General features: G+C 41.2%; 8 protein-coding genes. 4 read left to right on the top strand and 4 right to left on the bottom strand.

The genetic code is table 11. The annotated features are described in order from the left end of the window. Positions 1 to 1,005 precede the first annotated feature (1,005 nt). Positions 1,006 to 2,625 (top strand): helix-turn-helix domain-containing protein, encoded by a 1,620-nt coding sequence (locus NWP25_RS15545; RefSeq protein ID WP_280652327.1) that lies wholly within the window; start codon positions 1,006 to 1,008, stop codon positions 2,623 to 2,625. 202 nt (positions 2,626 to 2,827) lie between these two features. On the opposite strand, the gene dnaK is transcribed toward NWP25_RS15545, so the two are convergent. Beyond that, a complete protein-coding gene (gene dnaK, locus NWP25_RS15540) occupies positions 2,828 to 4,729 on the bottom strand; it encodes a molecular chaperone DnaK (protein WP_280652326.1) in 1,902 nt (633 codons plus the stop codon). Between the two features lie 596 nt (positions 4,730 to 5,325). Here dnaK and dusB point away from each other — a divergent pair. Beyond that, a complete protein-coding gene (dusB, locus tag NWP25_RS15535) occupies positions 5,326 to 6,378 on the top strand; it encodes a tRNA dihydrouridine synthase DusB (RefSeq protein ID WP_280699736.1) in 1,053 nt (350 codons plus the stop codon). A gap of 102 nt (positions 6,379 to 6,480) precedes the next feature. Here the strand turns inward: dusB and NWP25_RS15530 are convergent, their stop codons facing one another. Together NWP25_RS15530 and NWP25_RS15525 are read right to left on the bottom strand one after the other, a co-directional pair. Continuing rightward, positions 6,481 to 9,555 carry a plasmid replication protein, CyRepA1 family gene (locus NWP25_RS15530; protein WP_374913768.1) on the bottom strand — a complete coding sequence of 1,025 codons (3,075 nt, stop codon included), beginning with the start codon at positions 9,553 to 9,555 and terminating at the stop codon, positions 6,481 to 6,483. Positions 9,556 to 9,908: 353 nt separating this feature from the next. Continuing rightward, positions 9,909 to 11,378 (bottom strand): hypothetical protein, encoded by a 1,470-nt coding sequence (locus NWP25_RS15525; protein WP_280699734.1) that lies wholly within the window; start codon positions 11,376 to 11,378, stop codon positions 9,909 to 9,911. 528 nt (positions 11,379 to 11,906) lie between these two features. On the opposite strand from NWP25_RS15525, the gene psaA reads away from it, so the two are divergent. Beyond that, a complete protein-coding gene (gene psaA, locus NWP25_RS15520) occupies positions 11,907 to 14,165 on the top strand; it encodes a photosystem I core protein PsaA (RefSeq protein WP_280652323.1) in 2,259 nt (752 codons plus the stop codon). 128 nt (positions 14,166 to 14,293) lie between these two features. Further along, positions 14,294 to 16,525: a photosystem I core protein PsaB gene (gene psaB, locus NWP25_RS15515; RefSeq protein WP_280652322.1), complete on the top strand. Its 2,232-nt coding sequence runs from the start codon at positions 14,294 to 14,296 to the stop codon at positions 16,523 to 16,525. A gap of 134 nt (positions 16,526 to 16,659) precedes the next feature. On the opposite strand, the gene trpB is transcribed toward psaB, so the two are convergent. After that, positions 16,660 to 17,901, bottom strand: a complete 1,242-nt coding sequence (trpB, locus tag NWP25_RS15510; protein ID WP_280652321.1) for a tryptophan synthase subunit beta — start codon at positions 17,899 to 17,901, stop codon at positions 16,660 to 16,662. Positions 17,902 to 18,063 lie beyond the last annotated feature (162 nt).

The raw sequence follows: 18,063 nt of genomic DNA, 5'->3' as shown, positions 1-18,063 counted from the left end.
CGGTCTGAGGATGTCTTTGACAATCTTGGGAAATGAATTTATAATCATTATCAATTATTACATTTTAATACTTCGCCCAGAATTTACCATATTTTGGGCTATTTTTATCACCTCTTTCTTAACATTCAACACTTGTGCAATTTATGCTACTAATTCAGTAATTCATATATTTAAATGAGATTTATTTTCATTAATAGAATCAGTGAATTTATTACTAAATTATTTTTTATAAAAATTAAATTATGTACAATTTAAATGCTGGTACTTAACAGGGTATTTTATGCTCTATCAGCAATAAGCCCTGATGTTGCGAAATATAAAAAAATACCCATTATCTAGGCTGTGAATTAAACTTGTTATAAAAATAATGAGAGTTTTTATTGGATATTAAAATGAAATTTATCCCTAGCAGTATTTACAGATACATTTTCTATGTTCATTTCTTACATTGAGAATTTTTAATTTTGTTACTTATTGAATAAAAATGACAAATTTGCAAATAATTTTATCCTTTTGTTTGAAAACAAAAAATATATTGCTTTTTTTGGTGATACAAATATCAAAATGTATACTCAGCAACAGAAATATTAACCCCATTAAATATTAAAATTCTTAATAAACAAAATCACTTCTACCGTTACTGTTTTGATAAATATGTGTTGTACAAAAATACTTCAATTAATATTTTTAAATCAAGATAATTGAAAAGTTAAAATTAATTAAAAACTGAAAAATTCATTCCAGGCTCATTATGAACAAACTTTTGTAATTATTTATGAAATGTATAGTTAATAAAGAAGTCATGTAAGTCTAGCCTTAGAAGGCTGAAATATCTTCCAAGTGCATGGAAATCAAAATATGGATGTGGGGACTTATTACAGCAAGCAGAGATTATCTTTGCTGAAAATATAGTTTGGTGGCAAGTGATAGATAACCAAAAAACATCCAGGGAAGATTTAAACCTAACATCTCAACGATTAGAGTGGGAAGAACCCCTATAGCCGTATGCCTTATACAATTCCTAACAACAATTGCGTTGGATGTGACAACTGCCGCCCCCAATGTCCTACGGGTGCAATTAAAATAGAGAATGATGAATACTGGATCGACCCTGGTCTTTGTAATAACTGTGAGGGCTATTATCCTGAACCCCAATGTGTAATAGCTTGTCCAACCAATTCGCCTATACCTTGGCAGGCAAAAAAAGGCAGATGCAAGGTTGAACCCAGAGATGCACCTAGCTTAGATTTATTTGCCAATGGTAAGAATAATCCATTTTCTTCAGCGATTGTAATTTGGGAGGCTTGCAATGTATTAGCACAACGTACATCTCTTAATTGGGAAATTGCCGCAGAAGGTTACTTATGTTATCAACGAAAAGTTAAACAAGGACGGGGTTCAATTTGCTTTCATCTTCAAGATTCACTTCCAGTCAACAATAGCCAAGAAGCCCAGGGGAAAAATAGCATAAATGAGTTACCAGCAATTGCATCGCTTGATATTAGATCTGCTTGCATTCATCTTATATTTGCCGCTTATGCTACATCCTTAGACCAACCTTGGGAACAGGAGTTTGCCATTGATGAACGCCAAATTGAAAAATATTTGGGCTTAGAGAAACGTAAGGATTTAAGCAAAAATGCCAAACTAGCTTTAATCAAAAATATCGTACAGCAAGCTTGTTCATTGATGATTGCTATTGAGTGGCCTCAACAAGGTCGGATTTTAGGCTTTTCAGTAGAAAAGAGCCGTTTGTGGCACTTAATCAATATTCAGCATCACTTTCAAGAAGATGATTTAGGGTGTAAATATTTGATTGGACTAACTTTTAAAGTCAAAGCCGGAATCTGGTCTCAATATTTCTTAAATAAACAAGGCTGTAAAGATAGAAGTGCATTTTATCAATATGGCAGTTTACCCAAAATGCTATTAACTACGGTTATGAGCATTTGGCAACAGCATGAAGGTGCAGTGCGATTGATGCTGTGGTTACTGTTTAAAACCAAAATGGGTAGAGAACAACGCATCACCATTCCTACATTACTACGCATTGCTTACGGTGAAGAAAAAGTTGCTATTGCTTGTAGACAACGAGAAGAACGTAAACGCTTACTACGAACTTTTGAAAGTGATTTGGAAGTTCTCAACCATCATGGCATAAAACCGATTTTTGACCCAGTAACTTACCCTTTAGAAATTCAACCTTTATGGGCAAAGTTAATGCTTATTCCCGAAGACCCAGAGGAGGCTTTAGAATTTTGGATTAATGATGGTAGTGCTAACACCCGCCTTACAGATTCAGGCCCCCGTGGTAAGTGGAATATGTTGATGAATGCGCGAATTTTGTCTTTTGAACTGCCACCAGAATGGGAACAGCACAGCTCGGAATCGCCAAAAAAGCTACGGCGAACTGTAAAAAGTAGAAGAAAGACACAAACTACTAGTGATTTACCCGGCGAACAAATTCTACAAGCGCGAAAAAATTTGCAGCTATCCCAGAGGGAGTTGGCAAAGTTGACAGGTAAAAGTCAGAGCTGGATTCGCGATGTAGAAAATGGTCGTTTGAAAGTGAAAGTAGAAGACCAAGCACTGTTGAGGAAAGTGCTAAATATTGATGAACAGTGAAGGAATTAACATTCATATTTTCACGTGCAAGATATAGAAGTCGCTACGCTACCTGCTTATGCCCATGTCTAAAGTCTCGTTGCTTAGTCAAAACATGAAAGCCTGACTTCTTATTTTTAACTTTTACCCATTTAAAAAATACCCACCCAAGCATAAGCTTGGATAGGTAAAAAATTAATTGAATGAAGATAAATATTTAAAACTACTTACTTTCGGTAAAATCAGCGTCAATTACGTCATCACCGCCACTTGGGGGAGTTGAACCACCATTTTGAGATCCAGTACCCGCAGCTGCATCACCACCTGCTTGTTGATAGATGTTGCTACCAACTGCAAACAATGCTTGTTGCAATTCTGGTGTCAGCTTCTTGATTTGCTCATCGTCTTCTTTGCCAATGGCTTCACGTAGGTCTTTGACCAAACCTTCCACTTTGGTCTTGTCAGCTTCAGGAACTTTATCACCTAATTCTTGCAGCTGCTTCTCGGCCTGGTAAGCCAAGGAATCGGCTTGGTTTTTGCGTTCAATCCTTTCACGACGTTCTTTGTCAGCAGTAGCGTTTTGTTCTGCTTCTTTCACCATTCGGTCAACGTCGGATTTATCCAAAGTAGAAGCGCCAGTAATGCTAATGGATTGTTCCTTACCAGTACCTTTGTCCTTAGCGGTAACGTTGAGAATACCATTAGCATCAATATCAAAGGTCACTTCAATTTGTGGTACGCCCCTTGGAGCTGGAGGAATACCATCAAGTCTAAAGGTTCCTAAGCTCTTGTTATCATTTGAAAACTCTCGTTCACCTTGAAGGACGTGAATTTCCACATTGGTTTGTCCATCTACTGCGGTGGAGAATACTTCTGATTTCTTTGTTGGGATTGTGGTATTGCGGGGGATAATTTTGGTCATTACACCGCCCAAGGTTTCTACACCCAAAGACAGTGGACTTACATCCAATAGCAAGATACCTGTGACATCACCCGCTAAAACACCTGCTTGAATAGCTGCACCAACTGCTACTACTTCATCAGGGTTAACACTTTGGTTAGGTTCTTTACCTAATATTTGCTTCACTACTTGTTGCACAGCGGGAATGCGGGTAGAACCACCAACTAGTACAACTTCATGAATATCGCCTTTGGCTAATTTAGCATCTCGAATGGCGTTTTCAACAGGGATGCGGCAACGGTCGATCAAGTCCGAGCAGAGTTCTTCAAACTTACCACGGGTCAGAGTTGTATCCAGGTGCTTTGGACCATCCTGGGTAGCAGTAATAAATGGCAAGTTGATTTCTGCTTGGGTGACGCTAGAAAGCTCAATTTTGGCTTTTTCTGCGGCTTCAGTCAAACGTTGTAATGCTTGTTTATCTTGACGTAAGTCAATACCTTCTTCTTTTTTAAATTGTTCTGCCAAGAAATCGACTATTTTCTTGTCAAAGTCGTCACCACCTAGGTGAGTATCACCAGAAGTAGCCAGTACTTCAAATACTCCATCGCCTACTTCTAGTATGGATACGTCGAAAGTACCACCACCAAGGTCGAATACTAAAATGGTTTCGTTGCTTTTCTTATCAAAACCATAAGCTAGAGAAGCTGCGGTAGGCTCGTTGATGATCCGCAAAACTTCAATACCTGCAATTTTACCAGCGTCTTTTGTAGCTTGTCGTTGGGAATCATTAAAGTATGCTGGAACAGTGATGACAGCTTGGGTGACGGTTTCACCAAGATATTTGCTGGCATCTTCAACCAGTTTGCGAAGAACTTTTGCAGAAATTTCTTCAGGAGCAAATTGTTTGCCAGCGCCTGGGGAATCTAGCTTAACGTTACCACCGCTACTCAGTACTTTGTAGGAAACTTCTGTGGTTTCTTTAGTTACTTCGTCATAGCGTCTGCCAATAAAGCGTTTGACTGAGTAAAACGTATTTTCAGGGTTCATCACCGCTTGACGTTTGGCGATTTGACCAACCAAGGTATCACCATTTTTGGCAAATGCCACAACTGATGGTGTTGTCCGAAAACCTTCTGCGTTAGCAATAACTGTGGGTTTACCACCTTCCATAACTGCTACGCAAGAGTTCGTTGTACCTAAGTCAATTCCAACTACTTTTGCCATTTTAAGTGCTGGCTCCGTATAACTACAAATGAATGAATGGGAGGGAATATAAGGGACTAAATTTTAAACTAACTCGTTAAAAAAACAGTTAGTTCAACATTAACAACCTTTAGTTAGGCTTCCTTGCGGTGAAAACCTCAAGTTATCCTGATACATATACTGAAAAGTTCAGTTATAGCCGATGCATTAAGGACGGTTTCCCGATCCTTGGACGGTACGGTTAATTTTAAAGGATGTATTTAGTTCGTTCATCGAGAAATCTGCTCTCACTTTGTCTAATGTATGAGAATTAATACTTTCAGTAATTAGGGTGAACCGTAATCTCAAAGTGGTGTTTGCCGTCTTTAGATGTAACAAACCATAGATTTACCCAGGATAAATAGCCAAAAAAATGGATTATGTAATCAATAACAGCTTTACATCATATGCTATCCTTTAAATGGGCTTTTTATAGTACATCAGTATTGCTATATTGAGTTGGTACATCACACTTGAACTGTTGAACAAATTACCCAGGCGTTAAATTTTACAAAAACTTTACACAGATCTGAATAAGCCAAATATCATCATCTTTAAGTTTGACAAGTTTAAATTCTATGGTTACACTTTCTCCTACTTTAAAAGCTAGACTCTCTCAACCTCTGAAAATTGGCTCTTTTGAGGTTAACAGTCGAGTTCTTCAATCGCCTTTATCTGGGGTAACAGATATGGTGTTTCGTGGTTTGGTACGTCGCTATGCTCCAGATTCGATGTTGTATACAGAAATGGTAAATGCTACCGGGTTGCACTATGTCAAAGAATTACCGAAAATTATGGAGGTGGACCCCAAAGAACGACCCATTAGTGTTCAATTATTTGACTGTCGCCCGGATTTTTTAGCAGAAGCAGCCATTAAAGCAGTTGGCGAAGGTGCTGATACTGTTGATATTAATATGGGTTGCCCGGTGAATAAAATTACTAAAAATGGCGGCGGTTCGTCTTTACTCCGTCAACCAGAAGTAGCCGCAGCTATTGTGCGGGAGGTAGTTAAAGCTGTTGATGTCCCCGTTACGGTGAAAACCCGCATTGGTTGGAATGATCAAGAAATTACCATTGTTGATTTTGCTAAGGGCATGGAAGATGCTGGGGCAAAAATGATTACGGTACATGGACGCACCCGCGCTCAAGGGTACAATGGCAATGCCCGATGGGAATGGATAGCCCGTGTCAAAGAAATTCTTTCTATTCCCGTAATTGGAAACGGTGATATTTTTTCAGTAGAAGCTGCTGTCAAATGCTTAGAACAAACGGGGGCTGATGGGGTAATGTGTTCTCGTGGGACTTTAGGTTATCCGTTTTTGGTAGGAGAAATTGACCATTTCTTGAAGACTGGGGAAATATTACCAGCACCAAATCCAATTCAACGTCTGCAATGTGCCAGAGATCATTTACAAGCATTGTGGGAACATAAAGGCGATCGCGGTGTACGTCAAGCCCGTAAGCACATGACTTGGTACGCCAAAGGTTTTGTTGGTGCTGCTGAGTTACGGGGACAGTTAAGTGTAATTGAAACAGTGCACCAAGGTTTAGATTTAATTGACCGAGGAATTGAGGAGTTGAATCATAGTTATGAACCTATGGAGGAAGAAACTAATTTGCAAGTTGCTTAATGTTGCTCGTTATCTATTTCCCTCAATAAATTTACTTTTTTAATGACACAATCCGTGGATATTATTATCACCTTTGATTTTATTTCACTGTGATTTTTGTATTTAACAATACACGAGATAATGTGTCTTTTTGTTACTAGTATTTTTTATACTGGCTAACAGTAATTCATCTTGTTCTTGCCAAGCTGTAAATATCTTCTCCCTACCATCAAAGAAGGTTGCTGAATCAATTTTATAAAACTCATTTACCCGTTTCAACTTTAAACCCATTAAATTTAACAGTCGGCTTAGTATATTTATTGGTGAAATATTGCCTTTTCCCTTAATTAAATCAATACCAAGTAATCTTTTGATATGTTTACTATGCTGCAATGCTATATCTTTCAGCCATAGTAAATCACTATCATGTTCTGTAAATTTTCTTTTTGGTTCTAAAAATTGCACCATTCCCAACGCTCTCATAGCTTCAACTTTGCAGGTATAAGTTTTTAAATCGGGGAGAAAAACTTTACCATCACCACACAATAATTGTTGATGCCATTCTTGGTGATCTCTGACATGAAAATACTCACTTTCATGAGTAAGATAATAATGAATGAGTAATTGAAAATAGTAACCTTTTTCATCCTTCAACTTTAATAAAGGAGTAACGGAAATGCCATATTTTTGTTTAAGTTTATATTTGTCAATTTGGTGTCGTTCTGCTTCTGAAAGAGAATGTTTATTTAATAATTGGTCATATTCAACATAAGTAATATCTGGTGCTTTAGCTACAGCAGTGGCGGCTGATAACTGATGTTGTTGCTTAATTTCTCTAATTTGGTATTTAATATCTTTAGCTTTTTGACGCTTTTCTGCCCAATCTTTTTGCACTTTAAGGATTTCTACAACCAATCTTTTACGATTTTCTATATCCTGGGAATCTGTTGCTAAAAATGCGAGGCGCAAGTCACGGATAATGTTATTGTGAACAGCGTTACTTCGCATCCATATTTGATGTCCATCGGCTATTAAACCATCTTGCATTGACTGCCGATACAAACGAATAGAAGCGTTTACCCTAGCAGAAAATTTTGCCCAAGTACGCAAATGTATGGGGTCATAAACTAATGGTAAATCTACATCTATTCTATGTAACGGACTCAGCAGGGCTAAATTTTCTTTTTGATTTTCTTGATACCAATCAGATAGTAGTCGATAATTTGTGCTACCACTACCAATTAAACTTATTCCTCGCTTGGCACACCAGACAACACGTGGTATGTCATCTCGTACTCTTGCTAATGCCTGTCGTGCTTCTGAATCAGGAATCACTCCTTGAAAAATACCATAAACTCGGTCGAAATGTTGGATATCAATACTAATTCCTGTACCAAGGCTAGGAGTAACAAAAACAGTATCATATTCAGGAATTTTTTGATTAATATCTCCAACAAAATCAACCGCTGGATGACCAGGTGTGCTGGTTGTACGACTACTAATTACTATAGATTTAGGAAATTGCTGGCGTAGTTTTTCTAAACGCTCTTTCAAGTATCCTTCAATGGTTTCACAACTATAACGACCAGAACGGCTATCAGTAGTAACGTAGCATTTACGTCCTGCTATTAAATCTAATTCTAATTGATGAATCAATGGTGTGGGGTTAGGAGAATCATAAAAAGTTACATTCCAGCCTCTCTGGGGTTTCCATTGATTTATTAGTACCCAAGGGGTTAATTTAATTCCTGATAATCCTTGTAAGTATTCTAAAGATACGTCTGATAAGTCAGCGTCTTGAGCAATTACTAACCCTCCAGTTGTCAAAACTGTAGAAATTAATTGTTGAAATAGTTTTAGAATTTTAACTCGTTTATCTTGACAAGTATTGCTGTTAAGTAAATGCCACAAAGATTGTTCTACTTCATCTAAAATTAATATTGCTCCTCGCCAATGTTGAGGGTTAAGTTTCCAAATAGAATCAACACATAAACCGAAAGACTTAGTTTTTTTCAATGGCTCGCTGATCATAGGTAAAGTGTTATCTGCTAGCTTTGAACTTTCGGTATGATTAAATCCCCATTGAATACCAATTTTCTCACACAAAAACCGACCTAGTTGAATCCTGTGTGTAATTAATAATACAGGTCTATTTGCAGTTTTAGCTGTGTTAACAATGGTTTGCAGTGCTGTGGTTTTTCCAGTACCTTTGGCTGACTTGACTCCCACTAATCCAGCAGTAGGATAATATATATTTTCTAAGTAAGGACAGTTGAGTGTGAGTGCAGGGAGAATAGTTAACTGAGTATGGGGTTTGCTTTGGGCTAAATAAATTTCTAAATCTGTACTTTGGCGATAAACTTTCTCGAAAGCATTTGCACCTTTAGCAACAATTAACTCATCAACACCTTTCTCTATTCCTGGAAGTTCCATAACTTTGACAGGGCATTTTTTTTCTTGCAATAAACAACCGAGTTGGGAAATGGCATTATTGATAGCAGCAATTTTTCTGGGATGAGTTTCAAAATCAAAGCAAATAAAAAAACGACGCTTGGTTATAGCAAAGGCTGCTAAGTCAGGAATCAACTGGCGACTGGTCACTTTACCGAATATATCTTTAACAACCCGATAACCACTGGTAATTCCCGGAATGGCGATGGCTATGTATCCTTGTGTTAATAATGCTGCTGCTTTCTTCGCGCCCTCGCAAATAATTACGGGTAAATCCTGTTCCATTACCCATGGCCAAAATCCCTCAGCACATCCATGGAGATCAATGTTGATATTGCTGGGCATGGGTAGATTATACCGTTGAGAGACTTGCTGCCAAATTTTTAATGTTACCCGCAGACAAAATACCCTTGTTGGTGTACTGGGTGGATGTTCGTACTTGATGGATTTACCATTTTTATTGATTCGAGGTTGGTTTGGTTTAAAACATCCCCATTCCATGGATTGCCAATTATTGAGAGGATCTAGACCAGAACACCACCAACCGCCTGCGGTGAGGTGATTATAGCGCTTTAACCAACTATTTTTCACCATTCCACTGTTAGTACGGGGAAGATGCTGAGAAATTAATAGATACTCATAGGCTGATACGTCTTGGAGAGATTTAAAATTTAATTGAGCTAAGTGTAAATCTATACTACTACTCTTGACTAATTCCTCAAGGTGTTGGCTGTGTAAAGATTGCATAAGTATGGTAAGAGCCTTGAACGGAATACGATGGATTTAAAACTTACCACGCATTTGTTTGTTTTTTATGGAAGAGATTACGAAGGTTTGATGATGGTTTTTTAACTTCGTTTTAGTGAATACATCGGTGAATCATCAAGTGTATGGTTCTGTGAGAGTATGTTGGTGAAGTGATAAGCTTGTATTGTAATAATTGTGGATTATTATTTTTGAGATTTCAGTAAATTTTCTCAATTTGCAGGAGCGATCGCTTGTCAGAATCTCCTTGACTGTAAGGTAGGAAATTGGTCATGAGCGATCGCTTTAAAAAACATATCAAAGTTTCTGATCTGTCTGTGAGGATGCCAGTTTTCTTATTCCTCCATACTAGTAACTTTGTATTCCCCAGCCCTTTGGTTCTGTTGTGGTATGGGGGTAGTTTCTGGAAGTAATGGAGGTAAAGCAGGAGATACTTTAATATTGGGCAGTTGTTCAGGGTCGAAATATTTTTTTAATCCTGGTTCTTGAGGATCAGGAGCGATTTTTGTGGGTAACGATGTTGATTCTTTATCTGTTGGCGTTACCTCTGGTCTTTGTTCCTCTGGGGGTGAATCACTTACTGGTGCTTGTGGTTCTTTAACTTCAGGGGTGGGAATTATTGCCGGTTCTCCTTGTGATGCAGGGGTCTCAATCATCTCTGGTAGTGTGGGGGGTACAGTGGGTGAAGGTGCAACTACTGGCGCTTGTGGTTCTTCAACTTCAGGGGTGGGAGTTATTTCCGGTTCTTTTAATTCTGTTGGCGGTATTTCTGGAACTTGACTTTCAGGAATAACCTGGGGCTGTGGTTCTGGCGTAGGTTCAGTGACTTGTTTCTTAGCAATGTAATCAGGGTCTACAATACTACGCACTTCATCCGCCTTCAATTCTCCTCTGACAATTTTTGCCAGAGTGTCTTGACCATTGGGTTGGTAATTAATCAGTCTAGCTGTGGTATTGAAAGCATTTTTGAGGGGATTTCCTTGATTATCAAGAAATTCTAGTTTTACCCAGTTTTTACCAGGTTTGAAGCCCTTGAGGTAAACTGCTTGCCAGCGATCGAAAATGAAGCTTTCACCATTAATCGTGCAACGGATGCGCCAATCGCTGACTGTGTCGTTGGGGTTATCTTCAGAGACCAGGTGCAGAGGAGCGTTGGTTAAGTAAAAGTCTAATAGGATTGGTTCTGCGCCATAATTCCCTTTGGGACGGCTGTAGGTTAGCACTGGCAGAGTAGGATCAGGGTTATTATCATCAGTTTTGGTAAAAATATGAAATGTTGTCTGGGCATAAGCACCTTCATTTTTAAAGCTTTCGTGCCAAGGACGAGAAGCAAAGGCCCGCAGGGTATGTGTACCTGGAGAGAGGTCTGGTAAGATTAAGGGTTTGTTTACGTCGTAAACCGCTATGTAAGGTTGATTGTCAAGAATTACGTGGAGATGAGGCCCTAGTTCTAGTTGAGGATCTTTAAATATTGCTAAGTCCTTCACCTCAAAGCTGACTGTGACTGTATTGTTTTGCAGAATTTCATCTGGTTGGGGAGTAACTATTGTCACCTGGGGTCGATGATTCTCCAGACTTAAACGTAGTTCTTGGATTACTTCTGGTGGGGAAATTTCGGAAAATTTTTTAGATATCTGAGAAATTTCGGAAGGGTTATTTATATGGCTTACAGGGACTTCTTGACTAGCAACTTTTTCGGCACAACTGGTTAAACTCAATACTAGCACCAATGCCATGAGCCACTTAAAAAGAGTCAATCTCATCGAAAATATCGGATTTAACACCGCTTGCTGCCACGATTTCATGTATTTCATCCTTGTGAGAGTTGTCAGTAACTGACTAAGTTATTGTGGCTTAAACTGTGCACCTGACACCATAGCCCAAAAGATGAAATTCTCCTACACCTGACAACATTTTCTTTTCGGCTTCTCAGGTAATTTTACAATAATTAATATTTCCTTGATTTTTTTTAAGGTAGCAATTGAAACATAATTTTTTTTAGGGGACTATTAAATTGCATGATCTACATAAGTTATGTTGAACTGTTGAACCATAAATATTACGAATTGTTAGGCTTTGTAAATTAAATGAAGAAAATCTTGACTTTTAGCTCAAAACTTGGAATATGAAAAGCTTATAAGGCAATTATTTCAGCTAATTTGAATTATTGTTAAAATGTGTTTAACAATGCACCAGTAATGACTCTATAATTCAACAGAAACAAACTTCCACATAGACTCTTCATCACTGCTCCAGGAGTTTCTGTAGTTTGCGAGTAGGGTTAACTGTGTGGTATTTATGATTCCTCATTCCTTATCAAGAGAGGAGGTCGAATGACGATTAGTCCTCCGGAGCGAGAGGAAAAGAAGGCAAGAGTCATAGTCGATAAAGATCCGGTTCCTACCTCATTTGAAAAATGGGCAAAGCCGGGACACTTCGACAGATCTTTAGCCAAAGGTCCTAAAACCACCACATGGATTTGGAACCTTCATGCCCTCGCCCATGACTTTGATACACATACCAGCGATTTAGAAGACATTTCCCGCAAAATATTCGCAGCCCACTTCGGCCACTTAGCCGTAGTAGCGATTTGGTTAAGCGGAATGTTATTCCACGGTGCTAAGTTCTCGAATTACGAAGCTTGGTTAAGTGATCCCTTAAATGTGAGCCCCAGCGCTCAAGTGGTTTGGCCTATTGTCGGACAAGACATTTTAAATGGTGATGTCGGGGGAGGATTCCACGGTATACAGATCACCTCGGGCTTGTTCCAAGTATGGCGGGGCTGGGGTATTACCAGCTCATTCCAGCTCTATGTAACAGCTATTGGCGGCTTGGTACTAGCGGGCTTGTTCTTATTTGCTGGTTGGTTCCATTACCATAAACGCGCTCCCAAACTGGAATGGTTCCAGAATGTAGAGTCAATGCTGAATCACCACTTGGCAGTATTGCTAGGTTGTGGTTCCTTGGGATGGACTGGACACTTAATTCATGTGTCAGCACCAGTAAACAAACTCTTGGATGCAGGTGTCGCTGCTAAAGATATACCCCTGCCTCATGAGTTCATTCTGAACAAAGACTTGTTAACAGATTTGTATCCCAGCTTTGCTAACGGGTTAACACCATTCTTCACCTTGAATTGGGGTCAGTATGCTGACTTCCTTACCTTCAAGGGCGGTTTAAACCCTGTAACAGGGGGCTTGTGGATGACCGATATTGCCCATCACCATTTGGCGATCGCGGTTCTGTTCATCATTGCAGGTCATATGTACCGTACCAACTGGGGTATTGGTCACAGTATTAAAGAAATCCTGGAAAACCATAAAGGTCCATTCACAGGAGAAGGTCATAAAGGTCTGTACGAAAACCTGACCACATCTTGGCACGCTCAGTTAGCAACTAACCTTGCTTTCCTGGGTTCGCTGACCATCATCATTGCTCACCATATGTACGCAATGCCTCCGTATCCGTACTTGGCAACGGACTACGCAACGCAGTTGTGTATATTCACTCACCATATGTGGATAGGTGGATTCTTGATTGTTGGCGGTGCGGCTCACGCGGCAATTTTTATGGTGCGGGATTACGATCCTGTTGTTAACCAAAACAACGTGCTAGATCGTGTGATTCGTCACCGGGATGCTATCATTTCTCACCTGAACTGGGTGTGTATTTTCCTGGGCTTCCACAGCTTTGGACTGTACATCCACAACGATACAATGCGTGCCTTGGGTCGTCCCCAAGATATGTTCTCCGATACGGCAATTCAGTTACAACCGGTATTTGCTCAGTGGGTGCAAAACCTGCATACCCTAGCACCTGGTGGTACTGCTCCCAACGCCTTAGAACCAGTTAGCTATGCTTTTGGTGGTGGTATTTTGGCTGTAGGTGGCAAAGTAGCAATGATGCCTATTGCTTTGGGTACAGCGGACTTTTTAGTTCACCACATCCACGCCTTCACCATTCACGTCACGGTCTTGATTCTGCTCAAGGGTGTGTTGTTCGCCCGTAGTTCTCGTCTGATTCCAGACAAGGCGAACTTAGGCTTCCGTTTCCCTTGCGACGGTCCTGGTCGTGGCGGTACTTGCCAAGTATCTGGTTGGGACCATGTGTTCCTCGGATTATTTTGGATGTACAACTCCCTATCTATTGTCATCTTCCACTTCAGTTGGAAAATGCAATCAGATGTCTGGGGAACAGTAGATGCAGCAGGTAATGTGTCTCACATTACCTATGGTAACTTTGCCCAAAGTGCCATCACTATTAACGGTTGGTTGCGTGACTTCTTGTGGGCTCAAGCTGCACAAGTAATCAACTCCTATGGCAGTGCTTTATCTGCCTACGGTCTACTCTTCTTGGGCGCTCACTTTGTTTGGGCATTCAGTTTAATGTTCCTGTTCAGTGGTCGTGGCTACTGGCAAGAATTGATTGAGTCCATTGTTTGGGCACACAACAAACTGAAAGTAGCACCAGCAATTCAGCCTCGGGCTCTGAGCATCATTCAGGGTCGAGCTGTAGGTGTGGCTCACTACCTCTTAGGAGGAATTGTGACAACCTGGGCATTCTTCCACGCACACATCCTTTCAGTAGGGTAGCAATTCAGTTCAAGAGTGATGAGTGATGAGTGCTGAGTAATGAATAAAAGCTCAAAACTTAGTACTCAAAACTCAGAACTCCACAAGCTGACACCTGATGGCTAAAGGTCAGAGGAATTATCAAACCTATGGCAACAAAATTTCCAAAATTTAGCCAGGATCTCGCACAGGACCCGACTACTCGTCGGATATGGTACGCGATCGCCACTGGAAACGACTTTGAAAGCCACGATGGCATGACGGAAGAAAATCTTTACCAAAAGATTTTCGCCACTCACTTCGGTCACTTGGCAATCATCTTCCTGTGGGCTTCGAGCCTCCTGTTTCACGTAGCCTGGCAAGGTAACTTTGAACAGTGGATTAAAGATCCACTTCATGTCCGTCCCATTGCCCATGCGATTTGGGATCCCCACTTTGGCGAACCTGCAATTGAAGCATTTACCCAAGGTGGCGCAAGTAATCCGGTGAACATCGCTTACTCTGGTGTTTACCACTGGTGGTACACCATCGGTATGCGAACCAACAGCGAGCTGTACACCGGTTCTGTGTTCCTTTTGTTGTTGGCAGCATTGTTCTTATTTGCTGGTTGGTTGCACTTACAACCAAAGTTCCGTCCTAGCCTCTCTTGGTTTAAGAGTGCTGAACCCCGACTGAACCACCACTTATCAGGTTTGTTCGGCGTTAGTTCTCTGGCTTGGGCAGGTCACTTGATTCACGTTGCTATTCCCGAATCTCGGGGACAGCACGTTGGTTGGGATAACTTCCTCACCACATTACCCCACCCAGCAGGTTTGACTCCTTTCTTTACAGGTAACTGGGGGGTTTACGCTCAGAACCCTGATACTGCCAGCCATATTTTTGGTACATCTGAAGGTTCCGGTACAGCGATTCTGACATTCTTAGGTGGATTCCATCCCCAAACAGAATCTTTGTGGCTGACCGATATGGCTCACCACCACTTGGCGATCGCAGTTATTTTCATCATTGCTGGTCATATGTACCGGACTAATTTTGGAATCGGTCACAGCATTAAAGAAATGCTGAATTCCAAATCCGGTTTAATCCCTGGTAGCAAGAGTGAAGGTCAATTTAACCTGCCTCACCAAGGTCTATACGACACCATTAACAACTCACTGCACTTCCAGCTGTCCCTCGCTTTGGCAGCACTAGGAACCATTACTTCCTTGGTAGCGCAGCACATGTACTCTCTGCCTCCTTACGCATTCATTGCTAAGGACTACACAACTCAAGCAGCGTTGTACACTCACCACCAGTATATTGCTGGCTTCTTGATGGTTGGTGCTTTCGCCCACGCCGCCATCTTCTGGGTACGTGACTATGATCCAGAACAAAACAAGGGGAACGTACTGGACCGGATTTTACAGCACAAAGAAGCGATTATCTCTCACCTCAGCTGGGTATCGCTGTTCTTGGGCTTCCACACCCTCGGTTTGTATGTACACAACGATGTAGTAGTTGCTTTCGGTACTCCTGAAAAGCAAATTTTGATTGAGCCTGTGTTCGCCCAGTTCATTCAAGCTGCTCACGGTAAAGTACTGTACGGTTTAGATACTCTTTTATCTAACCCTGACAGCATCGCCTACACAGCCTATCCTAACTACAGCAACGTTTGGTTAGGTGGCTGGTTGGATGCCATCAACTCTGGCACCAACTCCCTATTCTTAACCATTGGCCCCGGCGACTTCTTGGTACACCACGCTTTCGCTTTGGCTATTCACACCACCACCTTAGTACTGGTTAAAGGTGCTTTGGATGCTCGTGGTTCTAAGCTGATGCCGGATAAAAAAGACTTCGGCTATGCTTTCCCCTGCGACGGTCCAGGCCGTGGCGGTACTTGCGATATCTCCGCTTGGGACTCCTTCTACCTAGCTATGTTCTGGATGTTAAACACCATTGGTTGGGTAACCTTCTATTGGCACTGGAAACATCTAGGTATTTGGCAAGGTAACGTTGCTCAGTTTAACGAGAACTCTACTTACCTAATGGGCTGGTTCCGTGATTATCTCTGGGCTAACTCTGCTCAGTTGATTAACGGATACAATCCCTATGGTGTGAATAACCTGTCTGTTTGGGCTTGGATGTTCCTCTTCGGACACCTTGTTTGGGCAACTGGTTTCATGTTCTTGATTTCTTGGAGAGGTTACTGGCAAGAGTTGATTGAAACCCTTGTTTGGGCTCACGAGCGTACTCCTCTGGCTAACTTGGTTCGCTGGAAAGATAAGCCCGTTGCTCTCTCTATCGTTCAAGCTCGTTTGGTGGGTCTAGCTCACTTCACTGTTGGCTACGTCCTCACCTATGCTGCATTCTTAATTGCCTCCACTGCTGGTAAGTTCGGTTAATTCCGCTACCGGTTTTGTAGGTATGTAATAAAAGTCCCCTGCCGCCTGGTGGGGGATTTTTTGTGGGGGCGGGCAAGATGCCCACCCCACAAGAGTTTAATGATAATGATGAAGAATAATGTGAGATATCCGAGTTATTCTGGGATTAAAAACTTGACGACAGTTTGCACATCCTTATCACCACGTCCAGAACAATTAAGGACAATGCGGGGACTACCACTCAGTTGAGGACAGAGGGTTTCTAAATAGGCGATGGCATGGGCAGTTTCTAAAGCTGGTATGATTCCTTCTAATCTAGATAGTCGTTGGAAGGCTGCCAAAGCCTCTGCATCGGTGACGCTGTAATATTCAGCCCGTGCGGTGTCTTTCAAATAACTATGCTCTGGCCCTACCCCAGGATAATCTAAACCTGCACTAATTGAGTGTGCCTCAATGATTTGTCCTTCTTCATCTTGCAATAAATAGCTCATTGCGCCGTGCAATACACCAATTTTTCCTTTTGTCAAGGTGGCAGCGTGTTTGTGTGTATTTACACCTTCACCGGCTGCTTCCACCCCAATTAAGCGGATAGAAGGCTCGTGGACAAACTCGTGAAATAATCCCATAGCATTGGAACCGCCACCCACACAAGCGATGAGAATATCAGGTAAATTGCCCCACTTTTCCACAGCTTGAGTGCGAGTTTCTTGACCAATCACAGCATGAAAATCCCGCACTATCATGGGATAAGGATGAGGGCCTGCTACTGAACCCAAAATGTAGTGAGTTGTTTCCACATTCGTGACCCAATCTCGGATAGCTTCAGAGGTTGCATCCTTGAGGGTTCCGGTTCCCGCTTCTACTGGACGAACTTCCGCGCCCATTAATCGCATTCTGAATACATTTAAAGCTTGACGTTCCATATCATGAACGCCCATATAAATTACACATTCCAACCCAAACCGAGCGCAAACCGTCGCCGTTGCTACTCCATGCTGTCCAGCGCCTGTTTCAGCAATAATTCTTTGCTTACCCATGCGCTTTGCCAATAATACTTGACCTAATGCATTATTAATTTTATGAGCGCCTGTGTGATTTAAATCTTCCCGCTTTAAATAAATTTGTGGTCCTGTACCATCTGGGCGGGCATAATGAGCTGTGAGGCGTTCGGCAAAATACAAGGGTGTAGCGCGTCCTACATAGTCTTGGAGTAGTTGTTGTAATTCTGCTTGAAAACTGGGGTCGTGCCGGTATTGTTGATAAGCTGTTTCTAGTTCAGCTAAAGCCGGCATCAGTGTTTCCGGGACGTACTTACCGCCAAAGCGTCCAAAGCGTCCTTGTACGTCGGGAACCTGAGTATTTAATCCGTAATTTGGAGAGAGGGGTGTAGTAGTCACGGAAAATTTTTGATGACACGATGAATTTAATTATCATAAAAGCAGGCGGGGAGTGCAAGATCTTGATTACGTTGTTTGTGTCTTTGTGCCTATGGCTTTGCTATGTAGGCTATTGTGGTAAACAATTGTATGAAACACTAAAACAGTGAGTTAGTGTAATTT

The organism is Umezakia ovalisporum Ak1311 (assembly GCF_029891685.1).
GTDB lineage: Bacteria > Cyanobacteriota > Cyanobacteriia > Cyanobacteriales > Nostocaceae > Umezakia > Umezakia ovalisporum.
The sequence above is the reverse complement of the archived record's forward strand: the minus strand, read 5'-3'. Positions and strand labels throughout refer to the sequence as shown.